Annotated in this window: 13 protein-coding genes; 2 read left to right on the top strand and 11 right to left on the bottom strand. The window is 63.0% G+C overall.

What is annotated here, in order from left to right; translation table 11 throughout:
* The first annotated feature begins 41 nt into the window (after window positions 1–41).
* Window positions 42–323: a DUF2218 domain-containing protein gene (locus tag DEJ54_RS08070; protein WP_113154114.1), complete on the top strand. Its 282-nt coding sequence runs from the start codon at window positions 42–44 to the stop codon at window positions 321–323.
* A 101-nt stretch (window positions 324–424) separates the two neighbouring features.
* On the opposite strand, the gene DEJ54_RS08065 is transcribed toward DEJ54_RS08070, so the two are convergent.
* From DEJ54_RS08065 to DEJ54_RS08045, 5 genes are all read right to left on the bottom strand, one after another.
* Entirely contained in the window at window positions 425–2,563 is a 2,139-nt protein-coding gene (locus DEJ54_RS08065; RefSeq protein ID WP_113154113.1) for a TonB-dependent receptor domain-containing protein, read from the bottom strand.
* A gap of 263 nt (window positions 2,564–2,826) precedes the next feature.
* A complete protein-coding gene (locus DEJ54_RS08060; RefSeq protein WP_224873369.1) occupies window positions 2,827–5,970 on the bottom strand; it encodes an efflux RND transporter permease subunit in 3,144 nt (1,047 codons plus the stop codon).
* A 12-nt stretch (window positions 5,971–5,982) separates the two neighbouring features.
* The gene (locus DEJ54_RS08055; RefSeq protein WP_113154112.1) at window positions 5,983–7,074 is read right to left on the bottom strand and encodes an efflux RND transporter periplasmic adaptor subunit; all 1,092 of its coding nucleotides are present in this window, start codon (window positions 7,072–7,074) and stop codon (window positions 5,983–5,985) included.
* A 101-nt stretch (window positions 7,075–7,175) separates the two neighbouring features.
* A complete protein-coding gene (locus tag DEJ54_RS08050; protein WP_371685966.1) occupies window positions 7,176–7,790 on the bottom strand; it encodes a TetR family transcriptional regulator in 615 nt (204 codons plus the stop codon).
* A gap of 202 nt (window positions 7,791–7,992) precedes the next feature.
* On the bottom strand, window positions 7,993–9,591 hold the full coding sequence (locus DEJ54_RS08045; protein ID WP_113156159.1) for a GMC family oxidoreductase: 1,599 nt from the start codon (window positions 9,589–9,591) through the stop codon (window positions 7,993–7,995).
* Window positions 9,592–9,881: 290 nt separating this feature from the next.
* On the opposite strand from DEJ54_RS08045, the gene DEJ54_RS08040 reads away from it, so the two are divergent.
* Window positions 9,882–10,307 (top strand): DUF983 domain-containing protein, encoded by a 426-nt coding sequence (locus tag DEJ54_RS08040; RefSeq protein ID WP_113156158.1) that lies wholly within the window; start codon window positions 9,882–9,884, stop codon window positions 10,305–10,307.
* 4 nt (window positions 10,308–10,311) lie between these two features.
* Here DEJ54_RS08040 and DEJ54_RS08035 read toward each other — a convergent pair whose 3' ends face one another.
* From DEJ54_RS08035 to DEJ54_RS08010, 6 genes are all read right to left on the bottom strand, one after another.
* Window positions 10,312–12,063 carry a peptidase M14 gene (locus tag DEJ54_RS08035; RefSeq protein ID WP_113154110.1) on the bottom strand — a complete coding sequence of 584 codons (1,752 nt, stop codon included), beginning with the start codon at window positions 12,061–12,063 and terminating at the stop codon, window positions 10,312–10,314.
* Window positions 12,060–12,908, bottom strand: coding sequence for an ABC transporter permease (locus DEJ54_RS08030; protein ID WP_113154109.1), 849 nt, complete (start codon window positions 12,906–12,908; stop codon window positions 12,060–12,062). The genes DEJ54_RS08035 and DEJ54_RS08030 overlap by 4 nt, the downstream gene beginning before the upstream one ends.
* Before the next feature lie 14 nt (window positions 12,909–12,922).
* Window positions 12,923–13,846: an ABC transporter permease gene (locus tag DEJ54_RS08025; RefSeq protein WP_113154108.1), complete on the bottom strand. Its 924-nt coding sequence runs from the start codon at window positions 13,844–13,846 to the stop codon at window positions 12,923–12,925.
* A gap of 171 nt (window positions 13,847–14,017) precedes the next feature.
* Window positions 14,018–15,547 (bottom strand): ABC transporter substrate-binding protein, encoded by a 1,530-nt coding sequence (locus DEJ54_RS08020; RefSeq protein WP_113154107.1) that lies wholly within the window; start codon window positions 15,545–15,547, stop codon window positions 14,018–14,020.
* Between the two features lie 40 nt (window positions 15,548–15,587).
* A complete protein-coding gene (locus DEJ54_RS08015) occupies window positions 15,588–17,426 on the bottom strand; it encodes an ABC transporter ATP-binding protein (protein ID WP_245447744.1) in 1,839 nt (612 codons plus the stop codon).
* 495 nt (window positions 17,427–17,921) lie between these two features.
* Window positions 17,922–18,674, bottom strand: a complete 753-nt coding sequence (locus DEJ54_RS08010) for a sulfite exporter TauE/SafE family protein (protein ID WP_113154105.1) — start codon at window positions 18,672–18,674, stop codon at window positions 17,922–17,924.
* Between the last annotated feature and the right edge of the window lie 119 nt (window positions 18,675–18,793).

The raw sequence follows: 18,793 nt of genomic DNA, 5'->3' as shown, positions 1-18,793 counted from the left end.
CCAACACTCAGTTTCAACCGCCGTTTTCCTGGAGATTTCCCATGCTGCAATCCAAAGCCGTCATCGCCACCGAGCATGCCTCGAAATATCTGCAGCAGCTCTGCAAGCATTTCGCGCACAAGGTTTCGGTCGATTACGACGCCTCGCAGGGCAAGGTTGATTTCCCCTTCGGCGACTGCCTCATGCGAGCCGACGAAACCTCGCTGACGATCGAGTGCGCTGCCAAAACGGACGAGGAACTCGCCCGCGCCCAGCACGTGATCGACGATCATCTGGCCCGCTTCGCATGGCGTGAGAAGCCGCAGATCGCCTGGAACGTGTGACGGCATTCGAACCCTGAATGTCCGCAGATGACGGTTTGCCCCTCCCGCCACCGAACCGGTGATGGCGGGAGCGTTGGATGTCAGCGAGAAGGTCATGAGGCTCAGAAAGTGGAGGTCATGCCCACCCACACACGGCGTCCTTCGACAACCGTGTTGATGTCGCCCACGTCAATGCGCTTGTCGAACACATTGTAAACCGCCGCCTTCAGGGTCACATTATCGTTCAGCGCATAGTTCGCTCCGAAATCGACCGTGGTGTAGGCATCGTATTTTCGCGCCAGAACTTTCGAACCGTCGCTCGACAGGATCGGCTTGCCTTTGGAGCCGATACGCAGGCCCGCATTCACCTCCGACCCGTGATAGCTGACCTCGCCCCACGCGCTCAGCCCCTCGACCGGCGTGGTCCAGTCCGCCCGCAGGCTGGCCATATGCTGCGGCGTGCGCATCAGCGGAAAGCCTGCATAATCGCCGGTCTTCTGCTTCGAATGCGTGTAGGTGTAGCTGCCCCGCAGGATCAGATCGTCACGCACATCCCATTCGCCCGTCAGCTCCACGCCCTGCGTGATGGCCCGGTCGATGTTGAAGAAGCGCCAGAGGCGGTAATTCGGGTCCTCGTCCCAGCGGGCATGCGACCCGTCTGGCTTGTAGATCATCGCATTGCTGATCTTGTCCTTGAAGTCGTTGCGGAAATAGGTCGCGCCCAGCCGCACGCCACCGAGACTGTCCCAGAGACCGCCGATCTCGATGCTGGTGCTCTTCTCGGCTTCAAGGTCCGGATTGCCGATGATCACGCCACAGGTGCCGTCCGGTCCATAGCTGCAACCGCGCCCGCCCGTCACATAGGCGTAGCCCGGCGCAATCGCGCGAATGACCGGAGCCTTGAACCCCGTCGAGACACCGCCCTTCAGCGTTAGCTGCGGCGTCGCATGCCACACCGCATAGGCGCGCGGGCTGAACTGCGTGCCATAGATCTCGTGATTGTCCATGCGGATGCCGCCAGTCAGCGCGAAATCCGGCGTGATCCACCACTCGTCCTCGGCAAACAGCGCCCATTGCGAAACGCCGAATTTCTCATCGCGCCCCGTGCGACGGCCGGGGTTCTGATCGGTCAGCAGCGCATCCAGATACTGCCCGCCCAGCACCAGCGTATGCGCCCCGTAAAAATCGAGCGGCGTGGTCGTCTTCACGTCGAAAACCGTGTTGCGGACCAGCGGCGAACGCGGATCTTCCGCATATTGTCCGGTCTCCTTATCGCGCATGAAGCGGGTGCGCTCGGCCCATTCCTGCGAGAGGGAAACCTCCGATGTCGTCCAGTCCCAGCGCCCCGTATGGCTCAGCGACCAGTGCCTGCGGTCCAGCCGGTCGTAATTGTCCCGGCGCGTGCTGGTTCTGTCCTCGGTGTGCGTGCGCAACAGCCGCGTCCTGCCCGCATCCAGAACCAGCTCATGATCCTCGTTCGGGGTGAAGGTCAGCCGGCCGGTGAGATCGAGATCCTTCTTTTCCGGCAAGCCGCCCTTGTTCCGGTCTTCGCCGCGCAGGAGACCGCGCCCCCAGACCTGCAGGCCCAGCATGTCGCGCACCACCGGCCCGCTGGCGTAGAACGACGCATTGCCTGCATCGCCATGGTCGGTATGCTGCTGCAGCGTTCCGTCGACCGAGACCGTCCCGGTCCATTTATCGGCCACCTTGCGCGTGATGACATTGATGACACCGCCCATCGCATCGGAACCGTAGAGCGCCGACATCGGGCCACGCACCACCTCGATCCGCTCGATGGCGGACACCGGCGGCAGGAAGCTCTGCTCGAAACCGGAATTGCCATTGGAGCGCGACTCGCGCGTGTTCTGCCGCTTTCCATCCACCAGGATCAGCGTGTATGCGCCCGGCAGACCGCGGATGGAAATGTCTTCCCGCCCCGGCGACCCCGTCACCGCCACGCCCTGCACATGGCGAAGCGCGTCGGTCAGGTCGCGGTAAACACCCTTTTCCAGCGCCTCGCGCGGCACCACGGTTATGCTCGCCGGCGCATCCACCACGCTCTGCTCGAAGCCGGTCGCCGTCACGACCAGCGTGTCAAGAAGCGTGACCTTCTGGTTTTCCGCCTGTGCCAGCGCGCCCTCCACCGGCAGGGCGACACAGCCCAGAAAAGCCAGTGCAAGCCGACCGGAAGAAGAAACGGCGCCGCGCAAACCGGCACGCGCCGGGCTGCGCGGAACCGCATCGAAAAAGCTATAAATCATTATGAATTCTCAATAAAATTAAATGCTTGAAATACGGGCGACTTACCTCCCGTTAAAAGATGATGTCAACACTCATCTTTTAGAGCGTTTCCAGATTGCCCCGCACAGACATGCCCCAGCGGCACAAAGCCTTTTCAGGCCATGCGCGCAGCAGGATCGGCAATCGGTCGATGAAGCTGTGGAAAAGCGGGCGGCGGAACCCCGCCCGAAAAGGGGTCAGGAGAAGCGGCGGGACGCGAGCAATTGAATCCCGCCGCCTCTGCTCACTCGGCCGCCTGTGGCAGCGCGAGCTGTTCGTTGTCCTGCATGGCCGCATCCGTTTTTGCAGGTGCGCCCGCCTCCGGCCGCTTCACGCGGTAGAAGGCGGCATAGAGCGCCGGCACGAACAGAATGGTCAGCACGGTCGCCACCGTCAGGCCGCCCATGATGGCGAAGGCCATCGGCCCCCAGAACACATTGGTCGAGAGCGGCACCATGGCGAAGATGGCGGCCGCCGCCGTCAGAACCACGGGCCGCGTACGCCGCACGGTGGCCTCGATAATGGCGTCCCATTCCGCATGGCCGGCTTCAAGGTCCGCTCCGATCTGGTCGACCAGGATCACCGTGTTGCGCATGATCATGCCGGCCAGCGCGATCAGGCCGAGCAGTGCCACGAAGCCAAAGGGCTGGTTGAAGATCAAAAGCCCCAGCGTCGCCCCGATCAGGCCGAGCGGCGCTGTCGCGAAGACCAGTGCAAGGCGCGAGAAGCTCTGCAGCTGGATCATCAGGATCGTCAGCATCGCCAGCAACATGATCGGAAACACGTCGAACAGCGCCGCATTCGCCTTGGCGCTTTCCTCGATGGCCCCGCCAAGCTCGATGCGATAGCCGACCGGCAGATCCTCGATCAGCGGCTGCAGCGTCGGCCAGATCTGCGACGACACATCCGGCGCCTGCACGCCCGCCGGCACATCGGCCCGCACGGTGATCATCATGTCGCGGTTCTGCCGCCACAGGATCGGCTCCTCATGGCCATAGACCACCTTCGCCACCTGCGAGAGCGGCACCGGCTGGCCGCCGCGCGTGGCAATCGTCAGATCGCCCAGATGCGCCACGTCGAGCCGTTCGCTTTCCACCGCGCGCGCCACGACATTGACGGTCTCGATGCCGTCGCGCACCGCCGTCACCGTGTAGCCGGAAAGCAGTGTCTGCAGCGTGCGGCCAATGTCCTGCGGGGTCAGGCCAAGCGCCCGCGCCCGGTCCTGATCCACTTCCAGCCGGATCGACTTCGCCTGCTCGTTCCAGTCCAGATTGGGGTCGAGCGCATTCGGGTTCTGCGCCATCACATCGCGCACATCATAAGCGATGCGACGCACTTCCAGCGGATCGGGGCCAACCACGCGGAACTGCACGGGGAAGCCCACCGGCGGGCCGAACACGAGTTCGGTCACACGCACCCGCGCCTCCGGCAGACCGCCGTCTGCGATGTAGTCCTGCAACCGCGCTTTCACCCGGTCGCGGGCTTCCGCGTCCTTCGTGTACATTTCGATGGTTGCGAAATTCGGCTTCGGCAGCTCCGGATTGGAAGCGAGGAACCAGCGCGGCGCGCCAGCGCCCACATAGGTGGCGTAGGTCAGAACCTCCTCATCCGCCGCGACCACCGCTTCCATGGTGCGGGCGGAAGCCTCCGTCGCCTTGATCGGCGCGCCTTCCGGCAGGCGGATTTCCACCATCAGCTCCGGTCGCGGCGAGGTCGGGAAGAACTGCTGCTGCACGAAACCGAATGTCCAGATGGAAGCCGCAAACAGGCCGATCACCGAGGCGATCACCACCCAGCGCCAGGAGACGCACCAGTTCACCACCCGGCGCAAAGCATTGTAGAGGCGCGTGTCATAGATGTCGTGATGCTGCCCGCCCTCGGCCACCGCACCACCATGCTTGTGGAAGTCCGGCAACAGCTTGACGCCGATATAGGGCGTGAAGATCACCGCCACGAACCACGACGCCACCAGCGCAATGGTCACCACCCAGAAGATACCGCCGGCATATTCGCCCGCCGTCGACTTGGCGAACCCGACAGGCAGAAAGCCCGCCGCCGTCACCAGCGTTCCGGTGAGCATGGGAAAGGCCGTCGACGTCCAGGCGAAGGTCGCCGCCTTCAGCCGGTCATAGCCCTGCTCCATCTTCACCACCATCATCTCGACGGCGATGATCGCATCGTCCACCATCAGGCCAAGCGCGATGATGAGCGCGCCAAGCGTGATGCGTTCAAGGCTCATGCCCAGCATGTCGAGCGCGATCATCACGATGGCCAGAACCAGCGGCACGGCCAGCGCCACAACGATGCCCGTGCGCCAGCCGAGCGACAGGAAGCTCACCGCCAGCACCACGGCCAGCGCTTCCAGAAACACCTTGATGAACTCGCCGACCGAATCCTGCACCACTTCGGGCTGGTTGGCGATCATCTCCAGTTCCAGCCCCACCGGCATGTCGGCCCTGATTTCGCTCATGGCCGCATCGAGGTTTTCGCCAAGCTTCAGAATGTTCGCGCCCTCGGCCATGACCACACCAATGGCCAGCGCCTGATGCCCGTCATGGCGGGCAAGGAAGGCCGGCGGGTCTTCATAGCCGCGCCGCACATCCGCAATGTCACCCAGCCGGAACACGGTTCCGTTCGCCGCAATTGGCACCGACGCGACCGCGTCCACGCCTTTGAGCGCGCCTTCAACACGCAGGAACACCCGGTCAGAGGCCGTTTCGATCTCGCCTGCCGGCGTCACCGCGTTCTGCGCCGCGATGGAGTTGAAGATCACCTGCGGGTCGATGCCCAGCGTCGCAAGCTTTGAATGCGAGAACTCAACGAAGATGCGCTCATCCTGCGCGCCGTAGAAGCGCACCTTCTCCACGTCGGGAACACGCAGAAGCCGCTGGCGGATGTCTTCCGCCGCGTCCTTCAGGTCGCGCATGGTCGCGCCTTCGCCGCTCAGCATGTAGAGCGCGCTGTCCACATCGCCGAACTCGTCGTTGAAGAACGGCCCGATAACGCCCTGCGGCAGCTGCGCGCGAATGTCGCCCACCCGCTTGCGCACCTGATACCAGAGCTCCTCCACCTCACCCGGCGGCGTGGTGTCCTGAAGCTGCACCTGCATGAAGGTGGAGCCGGGCTTGGAATAGGTGCGCACCTTGTCGAAATAGGGCACTTCCTGAAGCGTCTTTTCGATGGGATCGGCGACCTGCCGCTGCACTTCCTCGGCGGTGGCGCCCGGCCAGACCGCGTTCACAACCATCACCTTGATGGTGAAGCTCGGGTCTTCCGCCCGGCCAAGCCGCGCGTAGGAATAGGCCCCGCCAAGCGACAGGACGATGATCAGAAACAATACGAGCGTCTGGTGGGTGACGGCCCACTGCGAAAGGTTGAAGCGTTGCATCTGAGCCCCCGGTCAGTCGGCGCTGGCGGACTGGATTTCGGCGAGCCGGACACGCTCCCCGTCGCGGAGCTTCTGCACTCCAAGCGTCACGATCTTGTCGCCGTCTTCAAGCCCCCCGGCGATGATCGCATTCTCCGTCTGGTAGGCCTCGACGACGACCGGCCGGCGTTGGAGTTCGTGCGAGGGGGGATCGACAACGAACACGACCGGGCCCCGGCCGTCGTCAAGAACCGCCGTCATCGGTATGCGAGCAACCGGTGACGGATCTCCTTTGGTGAGTGAAACGGTGGCGGTCATGCCAAGCCGGACATTCTCGTCCGCCTCCGGCACGGAAAACCGCACGGGATAGGTTCGGCTCGTGCCATTGGCCTCCGGCGCGATCTCGCGCACCGTCGCCGCATAGCGCCCGTCGCCGGCCCACAGGGTCACTTCGGCGGTGGAGCCTTCCAGATCGGCAAGCCGGCTTTCCGGGATCGAAACCTCGACCTCCTTCTGATCGAGCCTTGCAACGCTCACCACCATCTGTCCGGGCGAAACCACCTGCCCGGCCTCAACGCCCGTGGCGCTCACCACGCCATCGGCAGAGGCCGTCAGTTCCGCATAGCCCATCTGGTTGGTGGCGAGTGCAACCGCGCGTTCGGCCTGATCGAAGCGCGAGCGCGCCTCATCCACGGCCAGCGACTGCGCATCGAGCGCGGCCTCGGTCACATGCCCGCGCTTGAACAGCGTGCGGGCGCGCTCCAGATCGGACTGCGCCTTGGTGAGGCTCGCCTGCGCCGCTGTCAGCGCGGCGCGCTGCTGTTCGAGCTGCAGGTTCAGATCCACCGGGTCGAGCTGCGCCAGCGTCTGCCCTGCTTTCACCCGGTCGCCCACATCCACAAGCCGGGCCGCCACCTTGCCGCCGACGCGAAACGCCTCGGCCACTTCCGTGCGCGGCATCACGGTTCCGGTGTAGGTGCGGGTCTCGGCAAGCGGCGCAAGGCGCACCGTCGCCACGCGCACCACCGGGTCTGGCCGTTCGGCCACTTCCTCATCCTGGCAGGCGACAAGCGCCAGCGCCATTGCGCTCAAAAGAACGGTCCGTTTCATCGTCGCCAGGGGCATGAAAGCCTCACCTTATAAACGTTGTTAACTGATGATTCTCAATAATCATCACACTTTAGGCGCACGAAACAGACTCTGGCTTCCGGTTTCCCGGTAACGCCCTAGTTTCGCTTGCCCAGCCCTCTCAGAATAAAGCGAAGCTGCTCGCGCAGCCCCTCTTCACTGTCTTCGCCATGCAGGATGCAGTGTTCGATCATCTGCGGGTGCAGAAACGTCATGAACGCCGTTTTGACACAGCGCGATGCTTCTGCAGGATCGTCCACGTCGAAATCGCCAGCCGCGACGCCTTCGCGAATGATCCCCTCAATGATGGTCGTCATGCGTTCTATGTGCGACTTGATGATCGCCCAGTTCTCATGCATCGCAGCTGCCACCATCTCATGCGTGCGGCGCTCCTTCATCAGGGTCGCCTTGTTGTGCTCATGGATGGCGATCAGCAGCTTTGTCAGCTTCTCCGGCGCAGGCGCGTCAGTCCGCGCGATGGTAAAGGCGATATCGGCCACCTCTTCCACGATGCGCCCGCAGATGCACTCATTGATCGCACCCTTGGAGGGGAAGAACCGGTAGATATTGGCCGGGCTCATGCGCAGTTCCGCCGCGATATCAGCGACCGAGGTCTTCTGATAACCGATGCTGCGAAAGAAGTTCTCCGCAACCTCCAGAATGCGGGAGCGGGTCTCTTCAGGATCTGTGCGCGTGCGTGAAACTGGCTTCATCATCTAATTCCTGATGATTTTCAATAATCATCACTATTCATTGAGTCAAGCGTTGAAACGCGTTCTGCCACGTCCCGCTGGCAGGCTACAGGCCCGGCCAGCCGCAGACGTGAGGCTTTGCCCGACACTGGCGACCGGACAACACCATGAATCCCTTATAAGGGCGGCAATCGCAAGGCGCAAAAGCCTGAAACACCTTACGTCAGCGCGCATCCTCAAGGATCATCGCAGCAGCCTTCTCCGCGATCATCAGCGTCGGTGAATTGGTGTTGCCCGATGTGATCACCGGCATGACCGAGGCGTCGGCGATGCGCAGCCCCCGAAGCCCGCGCATGCGAAGCCGCGGATCCACCACCGCCCCCTCATCCGCGCCCATGCGGCAGGTGCCGACGGGATGGAAGATTGTCGAGCCAACCTGCCCCGCCGCCTCCACCAGTTCTTCTTCGCTCTGGTACTGCGGGCCCGGCTTGAACTCTTCGGGGCTGTATCGCTGCAAGGCCGGCTGCGCGACGATGCGGCGCGTCAGCCGGATCGCATCGGCAGCCACCTGCCGGTCGCTCTCGGTCGAGAGGTAATTGGGCCGGATTGCCGGCTGCCGGCGGAAATCGTCAGACGTCAGATGCACCGAGCCGCGACTGTCCGGCCTCAGATTGCACACGCTCGCCGTGAAGGCAGGAAACGGATGAACCGGCTCGCCGAACCTGTCGAGCGAGAGCGGCTGCACGTGATATTGCAGGTTCGGCGTCTCGCGCGCCTCATCCGAACGAGTGAAGAGGCCGAGCTGGCTGGGGGCCATCGACATCGGCCCCGAACGTTTCAGGAAATATTCCAGCGCAATCGCCGCCTTGCCTGTCAGGCTGCTCGCCTGCTCGTTCAGCGTGCGGATGCCCGACACTTTGTAAGCGCAGCGCAATTGCAGATGGTCCTGAAGATTTTCGCCCACGCCATTCTGCTCGAACTCAACGGGAATGCCTGCCGCCTGAAGCACATCGCCGCGCCCGATGCCCGACAGTTCCAGAATGTGCGGTGAGCCTATCGCGCCTGCCGCAAGCACCGTCTCGCGGCGGCATCCGGCCTCGCGCGCCGCGCCGTTCTGGTCATAGGCAACGCCCGTCACACGCCCGGCTTCCAGAAGCAGGCGGCGCACATGCGCGCCCGTTTCCACGCGCAGATTCTTCCGGTGGCGCACCGGTTTCAGAAAAGCTTTCGACGCATTCCAGCGCACGCCGCCGCGCTGGTTCACCCGGAAATAGGACGACCCCTCATTGTCGCCCCGGTTGAAGTCTTCGACCCTTGGAATGCCCAGCCCTTCGGCAGCTTCCTGAAACGCGTCGAGAATGTCCCACCGCACCCGCGCCTCTTCCACGCGCCATTCGCCGCCCGCGCCATGCATCTCGTCGGCGCCCCGGTAATAATCCTCGGGCTTCTTGAAGAATGGGAGCACGTCGTCCCATGCCCATCCCGTGCAGCCCATCTGCCGCCAGCGATCATAGTCGCGCGCCTGACCGCGCATGTAGATCATGCCATTGATGGACGAGCAGCCGCCCAGCACCTTGCCGCGCGGATAGGCGAGCGAGCGCCCGCCGAGCCCCGGCTCGCTTTCGGTCGCAAAACACCAGTCAGTGCGCGGATTGGAGATGCAGTAGAGATAGCCGACCGGAATGTGGATCCAGGCGTAATTGTCCCGCCCGCCCGCTTCGAGAAGCAGAACGGAGACATTCGGATCGGCGGAAAGCCGGTTGGCCAGCAGGCATCCTGCCGTTCCCGCACCGACGACGATGTAGTCGAACGTCTCCGCCATGGCCGTCAGCCCCACTCACCGGCAGGCGGAAGAAGATCCGCCCTGCGCGCCTCCATGGGCAAGGCTACGATGCGGCAGGTTGTTTTCGCAAGATCAGAACTGCGCGATTACGGCACTGCTTTGGGAGCATTTCTTTTTCGGAAAAAGCGCCTGGTTTTCCCGAAAAAGCCCGTCATTTTTCTGAAAAATCGCCGTTTTGGAGAATTTCAGGCAATATTGTCGCAAGCGCAATTGTCACATGGTCAAGCGATTTGCTTTGCCCGACACTGCGCGCCCCAATGGAGGCCGAGATGAAGAACGCCGAATACACACCGACTGACAATCCCATGCTGACCGGCGCGCTCGGCCGCTGCCCGCAGTGCCAGAAGGGGCATATCTTCAAGGGCTATCTGCAGATCGCTGAAAACTGTGACGTCTGCGGTCTCGACTTTTCCTTCGCCGACCCGGCGGACGGCCCGGCCTTCTTCGCGATGACGATTGCCGCCGTTCCGGCCCTTGCCTTCGGCGTCTGGTTCCAGATGGCGTTCGAGCTGCCGCTCTGGGTTCATATTTTCACCACCGTGCCGCTGACGATCCTGAGCTGCATGGCGCTTTTGCGCCCACTCAAGGGCTGGCTGGTCTGCTCGCAATACTTCCACAAGGCAGCGGAAGGCTCCATCGACTACGCCTGGCACGAACAGGCGGCCGAAGCGCAGAAGCAGGCCGACAAGGCCTGATTTCTCAGACCTCCAGCGCCGTCTCCATCATGATTTCCTGAAGCGCGTCGTAGGCGGCGACAACCGTCTGCGCCTGCGCTTCATGCGCGAGCCGGAAGGCATCGCCATAGATGGTCTCGTCGGGATATTCCGTGATGAGCATCATCGGCGCCTCGTGACGATCGTCTTCGGAGATCGTGATCGGGAAGCCGTTCAGAACCTCGAACTGCAGCGTGCCCGCATGGATCTCGTAAAGCCGGATCTGGCGCGCGTTGAATTCGACCAGTCCCGGCACTTTCGCCAGTTCCGTCGTGACCTTTTCCAGAAGCCGGCGTGTGCGCTCTCCCCAGCCCGCCTTGTGGCGGACGATCAGGAAGAAGCCCTTGGGCACTGTCCACATCTCGAAACCGCGCGGAATGTAGCCGGTCAGCGGCCGCGTCCACTCATGGGCGGGATAGCCGTGCAGATTGATGTGAAGGGCCGCCTTTGTGCGCTCGAAGCACAGACGCCGGATGCCCTTTTCATAAAGCGGCTCGGCCTCGCGATATTCAAGATCGTCGCCCAGCGCGGTGTAGCGGGCGGCGTGATGCATGTGATGCGGCTGGCTCTGGCAGAGATGCCAGTGCAGCGCATAGCCATCCGGGTTCTCCAGCGGCGAGACGGTGAAATGCGCGCCTGTGCGCTCTGAGAGCATCGTCGCGCCGCGCAGTGCGCCGGCGACGCCGGAAATCTCGTTCGGGTGCTGCCCGCCGCTCAGCATGATCGGATGATCGCTTCCGCTGACATAGCGCCCTGCCACCGCGCGGCCTGCGCGCGAGTTGACCGCAAACGCCTCGCCACCGATCCGCTCCAGCGTCTCGTTGACGGCGGCGACCGAAAACGGTCCCGTTGCCTCGTGCAGCGGCTGTGCGGGCCATGCGGCAGGCTCGGTGGTGAGCGGGCGCGTTTCGACCCGGACGGTGAGCGGCCCCTCGCCTGCCGCGATCACCGGAATGATCTGACCGGGCTGAAGCCCGCGCGAACCGAGCGGACGGCCGGACTTCTTCTGGAAGAGTTCAAGCAGCGAGAAATAGAAATCCTCGTGCAGCGCCTCATGCAGGCTGATCGCTTCCTCGCCAACCGGGAGGCGTGCGTCTGCGCCGGGCATGGACACGGCAATGTGCAGCGCCTCGAAGAAGGGCTCGCTGTCACCCCAGGGATGCGCATCGATGGCCTGAACCGTTTCGTGGAACAGACGCTCGAAATCGGTTTCCAGCGCCTCATCGACGCTGCGGCCATCGGGATGGCGCACACGCAGCCAGCCGCAGGGCGAGAGAAGCTCTTTGCCAATGTGATCTTCGGCAAGCCGGTTGGGCGCGAACACCGCATGGCGCGAGACAGCGCCATCCGCCGCCGTGATCTCGACGCTGTATTCGAGCGCGCCGCCGGCCTCGGCCGGGGTGAAGGCGATTTCCGCCGCGCCCACCATGCCGGCAAGCGGATAGGCCTCCAGAAGGAAACGCTGCCCGGGCGCAGCCGGGCTCACCGGGTAGGTGATGGCGATGCGGCTTGCTCCGGCTTCCGCCTCCTCGGTGAAGAAATGAACCAGCGGCTTGTAGGCGCTGTAGAGCCGTGCGTTGACGCCCGCTGCCGCAAAGCGCTTCCCGGCGGCGCGACGCGCTGCCTCATCCTCGAAAAGCCAGGCCTCCAGCTCTGCGCCGCGCCATGCCTCACTGGCATAGTCGGCGACCAGACGGTCGAGCGTTCGGTCAAAGGTCTTTTCGAAGATCGCGGTCATGTTTCTGTCCGTCCTGTTGGATCGAGGAGATCGCGCAGCCAGTCGCCAAGCAGGTTCAGGCCGAGCACGGTGAAAAGAATGGCAAGTCCCGGGAAGACGCTGACCCACCATGCGTTCTGCATATAGGTGCGCCCGTCGGCCAGCATGCCGCCCCAGCTCGGGATGGTCGGATCGACGCCGAGACCGAGGAAGGTGAGCGAGCTCTCCAGAAGGATGTTGGTGGCGACGTTGAGCGTCATCAGAACGATGACCGGGCCGGCCAGGTTCGGCAGAAGGTGCTGGAACAGGATCTTGAAATCCGGCACGCCGATGGCCTTGGCCGCATGGATGAACTCGCGGTCGTTGAGCGACAGGACGGAGCCGCGCACAAGGCGCGCATACTGCACCCACTGTGACACGATGAGCAGGATGATCGTGTTGGTGATGCCGCCGCCCACAATGGCGATGAAGGTGATGGCGAGCAGGATGAAGGGCAGTGCGAGCTGCACATCGGCAAAGCGCATCACCAGCACATCCCAGAAGCCGCGATAATAGCCCGAAATCAGGCCCATCACGACGCCCACGACCACCGCGCCGGCAACCGAGGTGAAGCCGACGAGCAGCGAGATCTTGCCGCCGGAGATGACACGCGCAAGCACATCGCGCCCCAGCGGATCAGTGCCGAGAATGTGCGCCCAGTCGGTGAAGGGTTTGGTCAGGCGGGCGGCAAGATTGATCTGCTCGCCACCATCGGGGAACAGAAGCGGCGAGAGAAGCACCGCCAGCGTCATCGTGCCGGCGAGCAGGATGCCGAGGATGAACTCGATGTTCTTGAAGTGACGCAAACGCGAAACAGCCTGTGCCATGATTGCGTCCTTTCCTAGCGGTTGCGGATGCGCGGATCGACCAGCCCGTAGGCGATGTCGACCAGCAGGTTGATGCCGATGATGAGCAGCGACAGAACGGTGATGACCGCCTGAAGGACCGGATAGTCACGACCGGCCACCGCATCGAAGGCCAGCGTGCCGAGGCCCGGCCAGTTGAACACGCGCTCGATGACGACGATGCCGCCCAGAAGGCCGCCGAACTGGAGGCCGAAATAGGTGATGAGCGGAATGGCGCAGTTTCTGAGCGCGTGCTTGTAGAGCACCTTGGTCTCGCTCAGCCCCTTGGCCCGCGCCACCTGAATGTATTGCGAGCGCAGCGTCTCAAGCATGGCCGTGCGCACCAGCCGCACATTGGTGGCCGTGAGAATGACGCCCATGGTGACCGCCGGCATGATGTAGCTTGCAAAGCCGCCCATGCCCGAAGGCGGCAGCCATTGCAGCATCACCGAGAACACCAGCACCAGCATGATGGCGAGCCAGAAATTCGGGAAGGAAAGACCGACCAGCGACAGGATGCGGATCACCTGATCGGCGGTCTTGCCCTTGTTGACCGCGGCGTGAATGCCAAGCGGAATGGAAATCGCGATGGACACGAACATGGACGAGAAGGCCAGCGCCAGCGTGGCCGGCAGGGCCTTGGAAATGAGCATGGAAACCGAGGTTCCACCAAGGAAGCTGCGGCCGAAATCGCCAACGAACAGCCCTTTGATGAAATCCCAGTACTGGGTGATGAAGGGCTCGTTGAGGCCGAGCGCCTGGCGGATGTTCGCCAGATCCTCTTCCGTGACGCTGCCCGCGCCCTGGGACAGCATGAGCGCCGGGTCGCCGGTCAGCCGGATGGCGAACGACACCGTGAGGGTGACGACGAAAACGACGAACACCGCCTGCAGGATGCGTTTGAGAAGAAAACTGGCCACCAGAGCCTCCGGGATAAATTCGTTGCGCGCCGCGTGATCCTTTTGCGGTGCGCGATGTTCAAGGGGCCGGGGGCGACACGGGCCGCCCCCGACATGCAAGTCGCAGTCCTTTGACCTTCGCATTTGTGCGCGGTCGGCTGAGAGCACCCGACCGCAAAATGCTGAGGAGGACTATTCGACCTCAACCTCGTTGAGACGCATGCGGCTGTCCGGCGGCGCGATGAAGTTCTTCACCCGCTTGTTGACGCCGTAGAGCGCATTGAGGTTGTAGAGCGGCATTTCGAGAGCGCGGTCGGCTGCGTAGGCTGCGATTTCCTGCAGCACCTTCTCACGCGCATCGACATCGATCATCGGGCGCTGCGATTCCAGAAGCGCATCCAGCTCCGCGTCGCTGTCATACGGGTTCCAGCGCTCGCCCGTGTGGTACATCAGGTAAGCGGTGTTGTCGTAGTCGAGCGTCCAGCCGCCCCAGCTCTGCTGGAACATCTCGCCGGTCTTGCCCTGCGGGATGATGTCGTTGAGCAGAACGTTGGTCTCATACGGCTTGATGGTGGCGTTGAGGCCGGCCATCTGCAGGTAGCTGGCAACCGCCTGGGTGACTTCACCGAAGGTGGCGTCATTGCCGCGAATGTCGATCTGAACAGCCGTGCCGGGCGCAACGCCGGCTTCCTTCAGCAGTTCCTTGGCCTTGGCCTGGTCGAACGGCAGCGGCTCCATCTCCGGGTCGTAACCGAAGGACAGTTCCGACTGGAACGATGCGATCTGCTTGGCCTGACCGCCGAGAACGGCGTCGATGATGGCCTCGCGATCCACGGCCATGATCATGGCCTTGCGCACGCGCTCATCGGCGGTGATGCCGTTGCCGGTGTTGAAGCGCAGGGCATAGACCGTCGGGCTGGTGACGGAAACGATTTCGAGCTTGTCGTCGGCCTCGATGGTGGGAACCATGGAGATCGGGATGGTCGGCGGAATGACGATGTCGACACGGCCGGCCTGCAGCTCGGCAACGGCGGTGGCCGGCTCCGAGATGAAGCGGTACTCGACGGCGTCGAGCTTCGGTGCGCCGCCCCAGTGATCGGCGAAGGCTTCAAGCTTCACGCCGACCTTCGGCTCGTAGGATGCCATCTTGAACGGACCGGTGCCAACGGGATTTGCGTTGACGAAGTCTTCTTCGTTCTCGGTGACGTATTTCGGCGGCACGATCATCGCGCCATAGCCGGCGAGCTTGGTGATCAGCACCGGATCGGGCTGGGTGAGGATCAGATCGACGGTGAAATCGTCGATGACGTCGACCTTCTCGATCACGGCGTAGTTGGAACGCTGCGGGCCCTTCTTGCCTTCTTCGCCGAGCAGGCGGTCGAAGGTGAACTTCACGGCGTCGGCGTTGAAATCCTCGCCATTGTGGAACTTGACGCCTTCACGCAGCTTGAAGCGGAGACGCTTGCCCTCGTCGAGCACTTCCCACTCGGTGGCGAGGCCGGGGACGATCTTCGTGTCGGGACCGCGATAGACCAGGCCATCATAGATGTTGGTGGCGACGGACGACCAGTTCACCAGGAAGGTGTCGATCGGGTCCCAGCTGCCCGGGTCCTGCGGGGAAGAGATGGTGAGCGTGCCTGCGGCCTGCGCCGGCATGACGCCGAACGGCAGAGCCGCCAGCACGGCGGCGAGTAACGCGCCGCGTGTATTGCCCAGTTTCATGTCAAAGTCCTCCGTTTCATCTGCGTTTGTGTTCCAGCAATCAGCCTGCGGCGTTCTGCGCGACCAGATGGTCGGGCGCGATCTCCACCAGAGGCTGAATTTCGGGCTCGTCGCCGACCCTGCGCACAGGGCTCGGGATTTCGCCTTCGAGCATGGGCCGGTCGGGCCGCTTTGTCGGGTCGGCGATGGGAACCGCCGAGAGCAGTTTCTTCGTGTAGGGATGCGTGGCGCGCTCGAACACGGCCTCGCGCGACCCCGCCTCCACGATCTGCCCCAGATAGAGCACGGCGACGCGGTGGCTGACCTTCTCGACCACGGCCATGTCGTGGCTGATGAACAGGTAGGACAGGCCCTCGTCAGCCTGCAGCTCCATCAAGAGATTGATGATCTGCGCCTGCACCGACACGTCGAGCGCCGACAGCGCCTCGTCGGCGATGATGAGCTTGGGCCGCGAGGCAAGCGCGCGGGCGATGCAGATGCGCTGGCGCTGGCCGCCGGAGAATTCATGCGGGTAGCGCCGCGCATGCTCGGCCTTGAGGCCGACGCGCTCAAGCAGTTCATCCACACGCTTCTGCCGGGCGGCGGCGCCTTCGATCAGGCCATGCGTGACAATGGGCTCTGCGATGGAGAAGCCGACCGTGCGGCGCGGATCAAGCGAGGCGAACGGGTCCTGAAAGACATACTGCACCTTCTGGCGCAGGCTGTGACGCTCGGCCGACGACATGGCGGAAATGGCCTTGCCCTCGAAGAAGATCTCGCCGCCTGTCGCTTCCTGAAGCTGCTGGATGGTGCGGCCGATGGTGGACTTGCCGGAACCGGACTCGCCGACCAGCGAAAGGGTCTCGCCCGGCCAGATGTCGAGGCTGACCTTTTCCACCGCGTGAACGCGATGGGTGACGCCGCCGAAGAAGCCCTTCTTGATATCGAAACGGGTTTCCAGGTTCTTCAGCGTGAGGATCGGGGACTGATCGTAGCGCGCGGTGTCCTGAAGATGCTCCTCGCCCACGAGACGGGGCGTTTCGCCATCCATGACGGCAACCGGCAGGCGCTTGGGATATTTCTCGCCGGCCATGGAGCCAAGGGTGGGGACGGCGGACAGAAGGGTCTGCGTGTAGGCATGCTGCGGATTGGCGAAGATCTGGTCGACCGGGCCTTCCTCGACCTTCTGGCCGCGCCACATGACGACCACCTCGTCGGCCACCTCGGCCACCACGCCCATGTCGTGCGTGATGAAGATGACCGCCATGCCGAGCTTTTCCTGCAGGTCGCGGATGATGGAGAGGATCTGCGCCTGAATGGTTACGTCGAGCGCGGTGGTGGGCTCGTCGGCGATCAGGAGTTTTGGCTTGCAGGCAAGCGCCATGGCGATCATGACGCGCTGGCGCATGCCGCCGGAAAGCTGGTGCGGATAGCGCGACAGCAGCGCGCGGGCATCCGGCAGGCGCACCATCTCCAGAAGGTCGCCGGCCTGACGCAGCGCCTCTTTTCTGGAAACGCTTTCATGCAGCATCAGCACTTCGGTGATCTGGTCGCCGATGGTGAAGACCGGGTTGAGCGAGGTCATCGGCTCCTGGAAGATCATGGCGATGTCCTTGCCACGAACCTTGCGCATGGTTTCGACCGGGGCCTTGGCGAGATCGACCGGACCGTTACCGCCATTAAACAGGATCTCGCCCTTGGCGATGGTTCCATTCATGTGATCGATCAGCCGCATGATGGAGAGCGAGGTGACCGATTTGCCGGAACCGGACTCGCCCACAATGGCCAGCGTGCGCCCCGGCGCGACCCTGAAGCTCAGATCGTCCACGACCCGGTTCGAGCCGAATTTGACGGCGAGTGAACGAATTTCCAGTAACGTGTCCTGTCCGAGCTGCGGCATAGGTGCTCCCATTTGAAGGGTAGGCCGAGATGTCTCATTGAACCCGGCTGCATCTGGCCCCAACTGTTAGTCCAGTTTGACGACAGACGCATGTTTTCCGCGCGTTATGAGCGGCCTCCCAATCAAAAGAAAACATTTCCAGATATTTTGTCAATAAATTATCATTGAAGGACGCAGATTTCCTCATAGCCGCCTATCTATCGGGGCTTTTCCAGCACAACTGACGTCGCGAGAGACAATCCTCTCGACACGCCCTTGATAGCTTCGTTTCGCGAGATAGGCTTAAGACCTAATAAGATTTTGGCATCTGGGCCTCGCCGGGAATATTGTTGTTCCCGTCGGGGCCTTTTGCGTTTTAAGGAACCAATGTGAGCGTCTATCCGGTCGGAGTTTTGTTTTCGCATAGCGGCGGCTATAGCCGGGCGGCCGAGCAGGGTTACTTCGGCGCGCTGGCGGCGGGCCATGGTGTGGGAAGCGGCGGGGCGATAAGTCGGCTCAAAAGAGCCTGACAAAGAAGACCAGGCTCATCACCGTTCCGACCAGAATGACCACCGCGCGCACCACGGCAGGCGGCAGCGCGCGGGCCAGCGGTGCACCCGCATAGCCGCCAATGGTGGCGGCTGCCATCATCACCAGCGCCTGCGGCCATGCAACGATGCCGGCAAGCGCGAAGGTGGCGACCGAGATGGCCGAGAGGATGAAGGACAGACCGTTCTTCAGGCCGTTCATCGTGTTGAGGTCACGCATGCCCCAGAGCGAAAACAGGGCGAGCAGGACAATGCCCAGACCGCCATTGAAATAGCCGCCATAGATGGAGACGACGAGGGTGCTGATCCGCCCCTCACCTGCCTCGCCACCGCCCGAACCGTGGCGGCGCGCCCAGCTTTGAATGCGGGCGCCGAAGGCGAAGATGAGCGTGGCGGCTGCCAGCAGGAAAGGCACCACCAACGAGAACGCTTCGTTGGAAGACACCAGCAGCAGGAGCGAGCCGATCAGCCCGCCAATGGCCGTGAGGCCGGCAATGCGCAGAAGCCTGGACCGGTCGAAAGCCGCGAGCTCCGAACGGAAGCCCAGCGCTCCGCCCAGATAGCCGGGAAACACGGCGACGGCGCTTGTCGCGTTTGCCGCAACGACGGGCACACCCGTATAGACCAGCGCCGGGAAGGTGAGAAACGTGCCGCCGCCTGCGACCGTGTTGAGCGTGCCGGCAAAGAACGCCGCGACCGCCAGGATCAAATACTCTTCCATGCGTCCCCCACGCTCTGAAAAACCGGACTTGCATCAACCGCCTGGATCGCGGCGGCTCCGAATGAACCACGGCGATCCAGAGCCACTTATCCGATCCGCGCGAAAAGGGCCAATGGCCT

Origin of the sequence: Nitratireductor sp. OM-1, assembly GCF_003296175.1 — a bacterium.
Classification (GTDB): Bacteria; Pseudomonadota; Alphaproteobacteria; order Rhizobiales; family Rhizobiaceae; genus Nitratireductor; species Nitratireductor aquimarinus.
Note: the sequence above shows the minus strand (reverse complement) of the source record. Positions and strands in the feature narration are given on the sequence as shown.

What these genes read in the sequence shown, in the direction of transcription:
- DEJ54_RS08015 (WP_245447744.1), bottom strand. Translation starts at nt 17,426, where the DNA reads ATGCCGCAGCTCGGACAGGACACGTTACTGGAAATTCGTTCACTCGCC.
- DEJ54_RS08030 (WP_113154109.1), bottom strand. Translation starts at nt 12,908, where the DNA reads ATGGCACAGGCTGTTTCGCGTTTGCGTCACTTCAAGAACATCGAGTTC.
- DEJ54_RS08070 (WP_113154114.1), top strand. Translation starts at nt 42, where the DNA reads ATGCTGCAATCCAAAGCCGTCATCGCCACCGAGCATGCCTCGAAATAT.
- DEJ54_RS08055 (WP_113154112.1), bottom strand. Translation starts at nt 7,074, where the DNA reads ATGCCCCTGGCGACGATGAAACGGACCGTTCTTTTGAGCGCAATGGCG.
- DEJ54_RS08045 (WP_113156159.1), bottom strand. Translation starts at nt 9,591, where the DNA reads ATGGCGGAGACGTTCGACTACATCGTCGTCGGTGCGGGAACGGCAGGA.
- DEJ54_RS08065 (WP_113154113.1), bottom strand. Translation starts at nt 2,563, where the DNA reads ATGATTTATAGCTTTTTCGATGCGGTTCCGCGCAGCCCGGCGCGTGCC.
- DEJ54_RS08020 (WP_113154107.1), bottom strand. Translation starts at nt 15,547, where the DNA reads ATGAAACTGGGCAATACACGCGGCGCGTTACTCGCCGCCGTGCTGGCG.
- DEJ54_RS08010 (WP_113154105.1), bottom strand. Translation starts at nt 18,674, where the DNA reads ATGGAAGAGTATTTGATCCTGGCGGTCGCGGCGTTCTTTGCCGGCACG.
- DEJ54_RS08035 (WP_113154110.1), bottom strand. Translation starts at nt 12,063, where the DNA reads ATGACCGCGATCTTCGAAAAGACCTTTGACCGAACGCTCGACCGTCTG.
- DEJ54_RS08040 (WP_113156158.1), top strand. Translation starts at nt 9,882, where the DNA reads ATGAAGAACGCCGAATACACACCGACTGACAATCCCATGCTGACCGGC.
- DEJ54_RS08050 (WP_371685966.1), bottom strand. Translation starts at nt 7,790, where the DNA reads ATGAAGCCAGTTTCACGCACGCGCACAGATCCTGAAGAGACCCGCTCC.
- DEJ54_RS08060 (WP_224873369.1), bottom strand. Translation starts at nt 5,970, where the DNA reads ATGCAACGCTTCAACCTTTCGCAGTGGGCCGTCACCCACCAGACGCTC.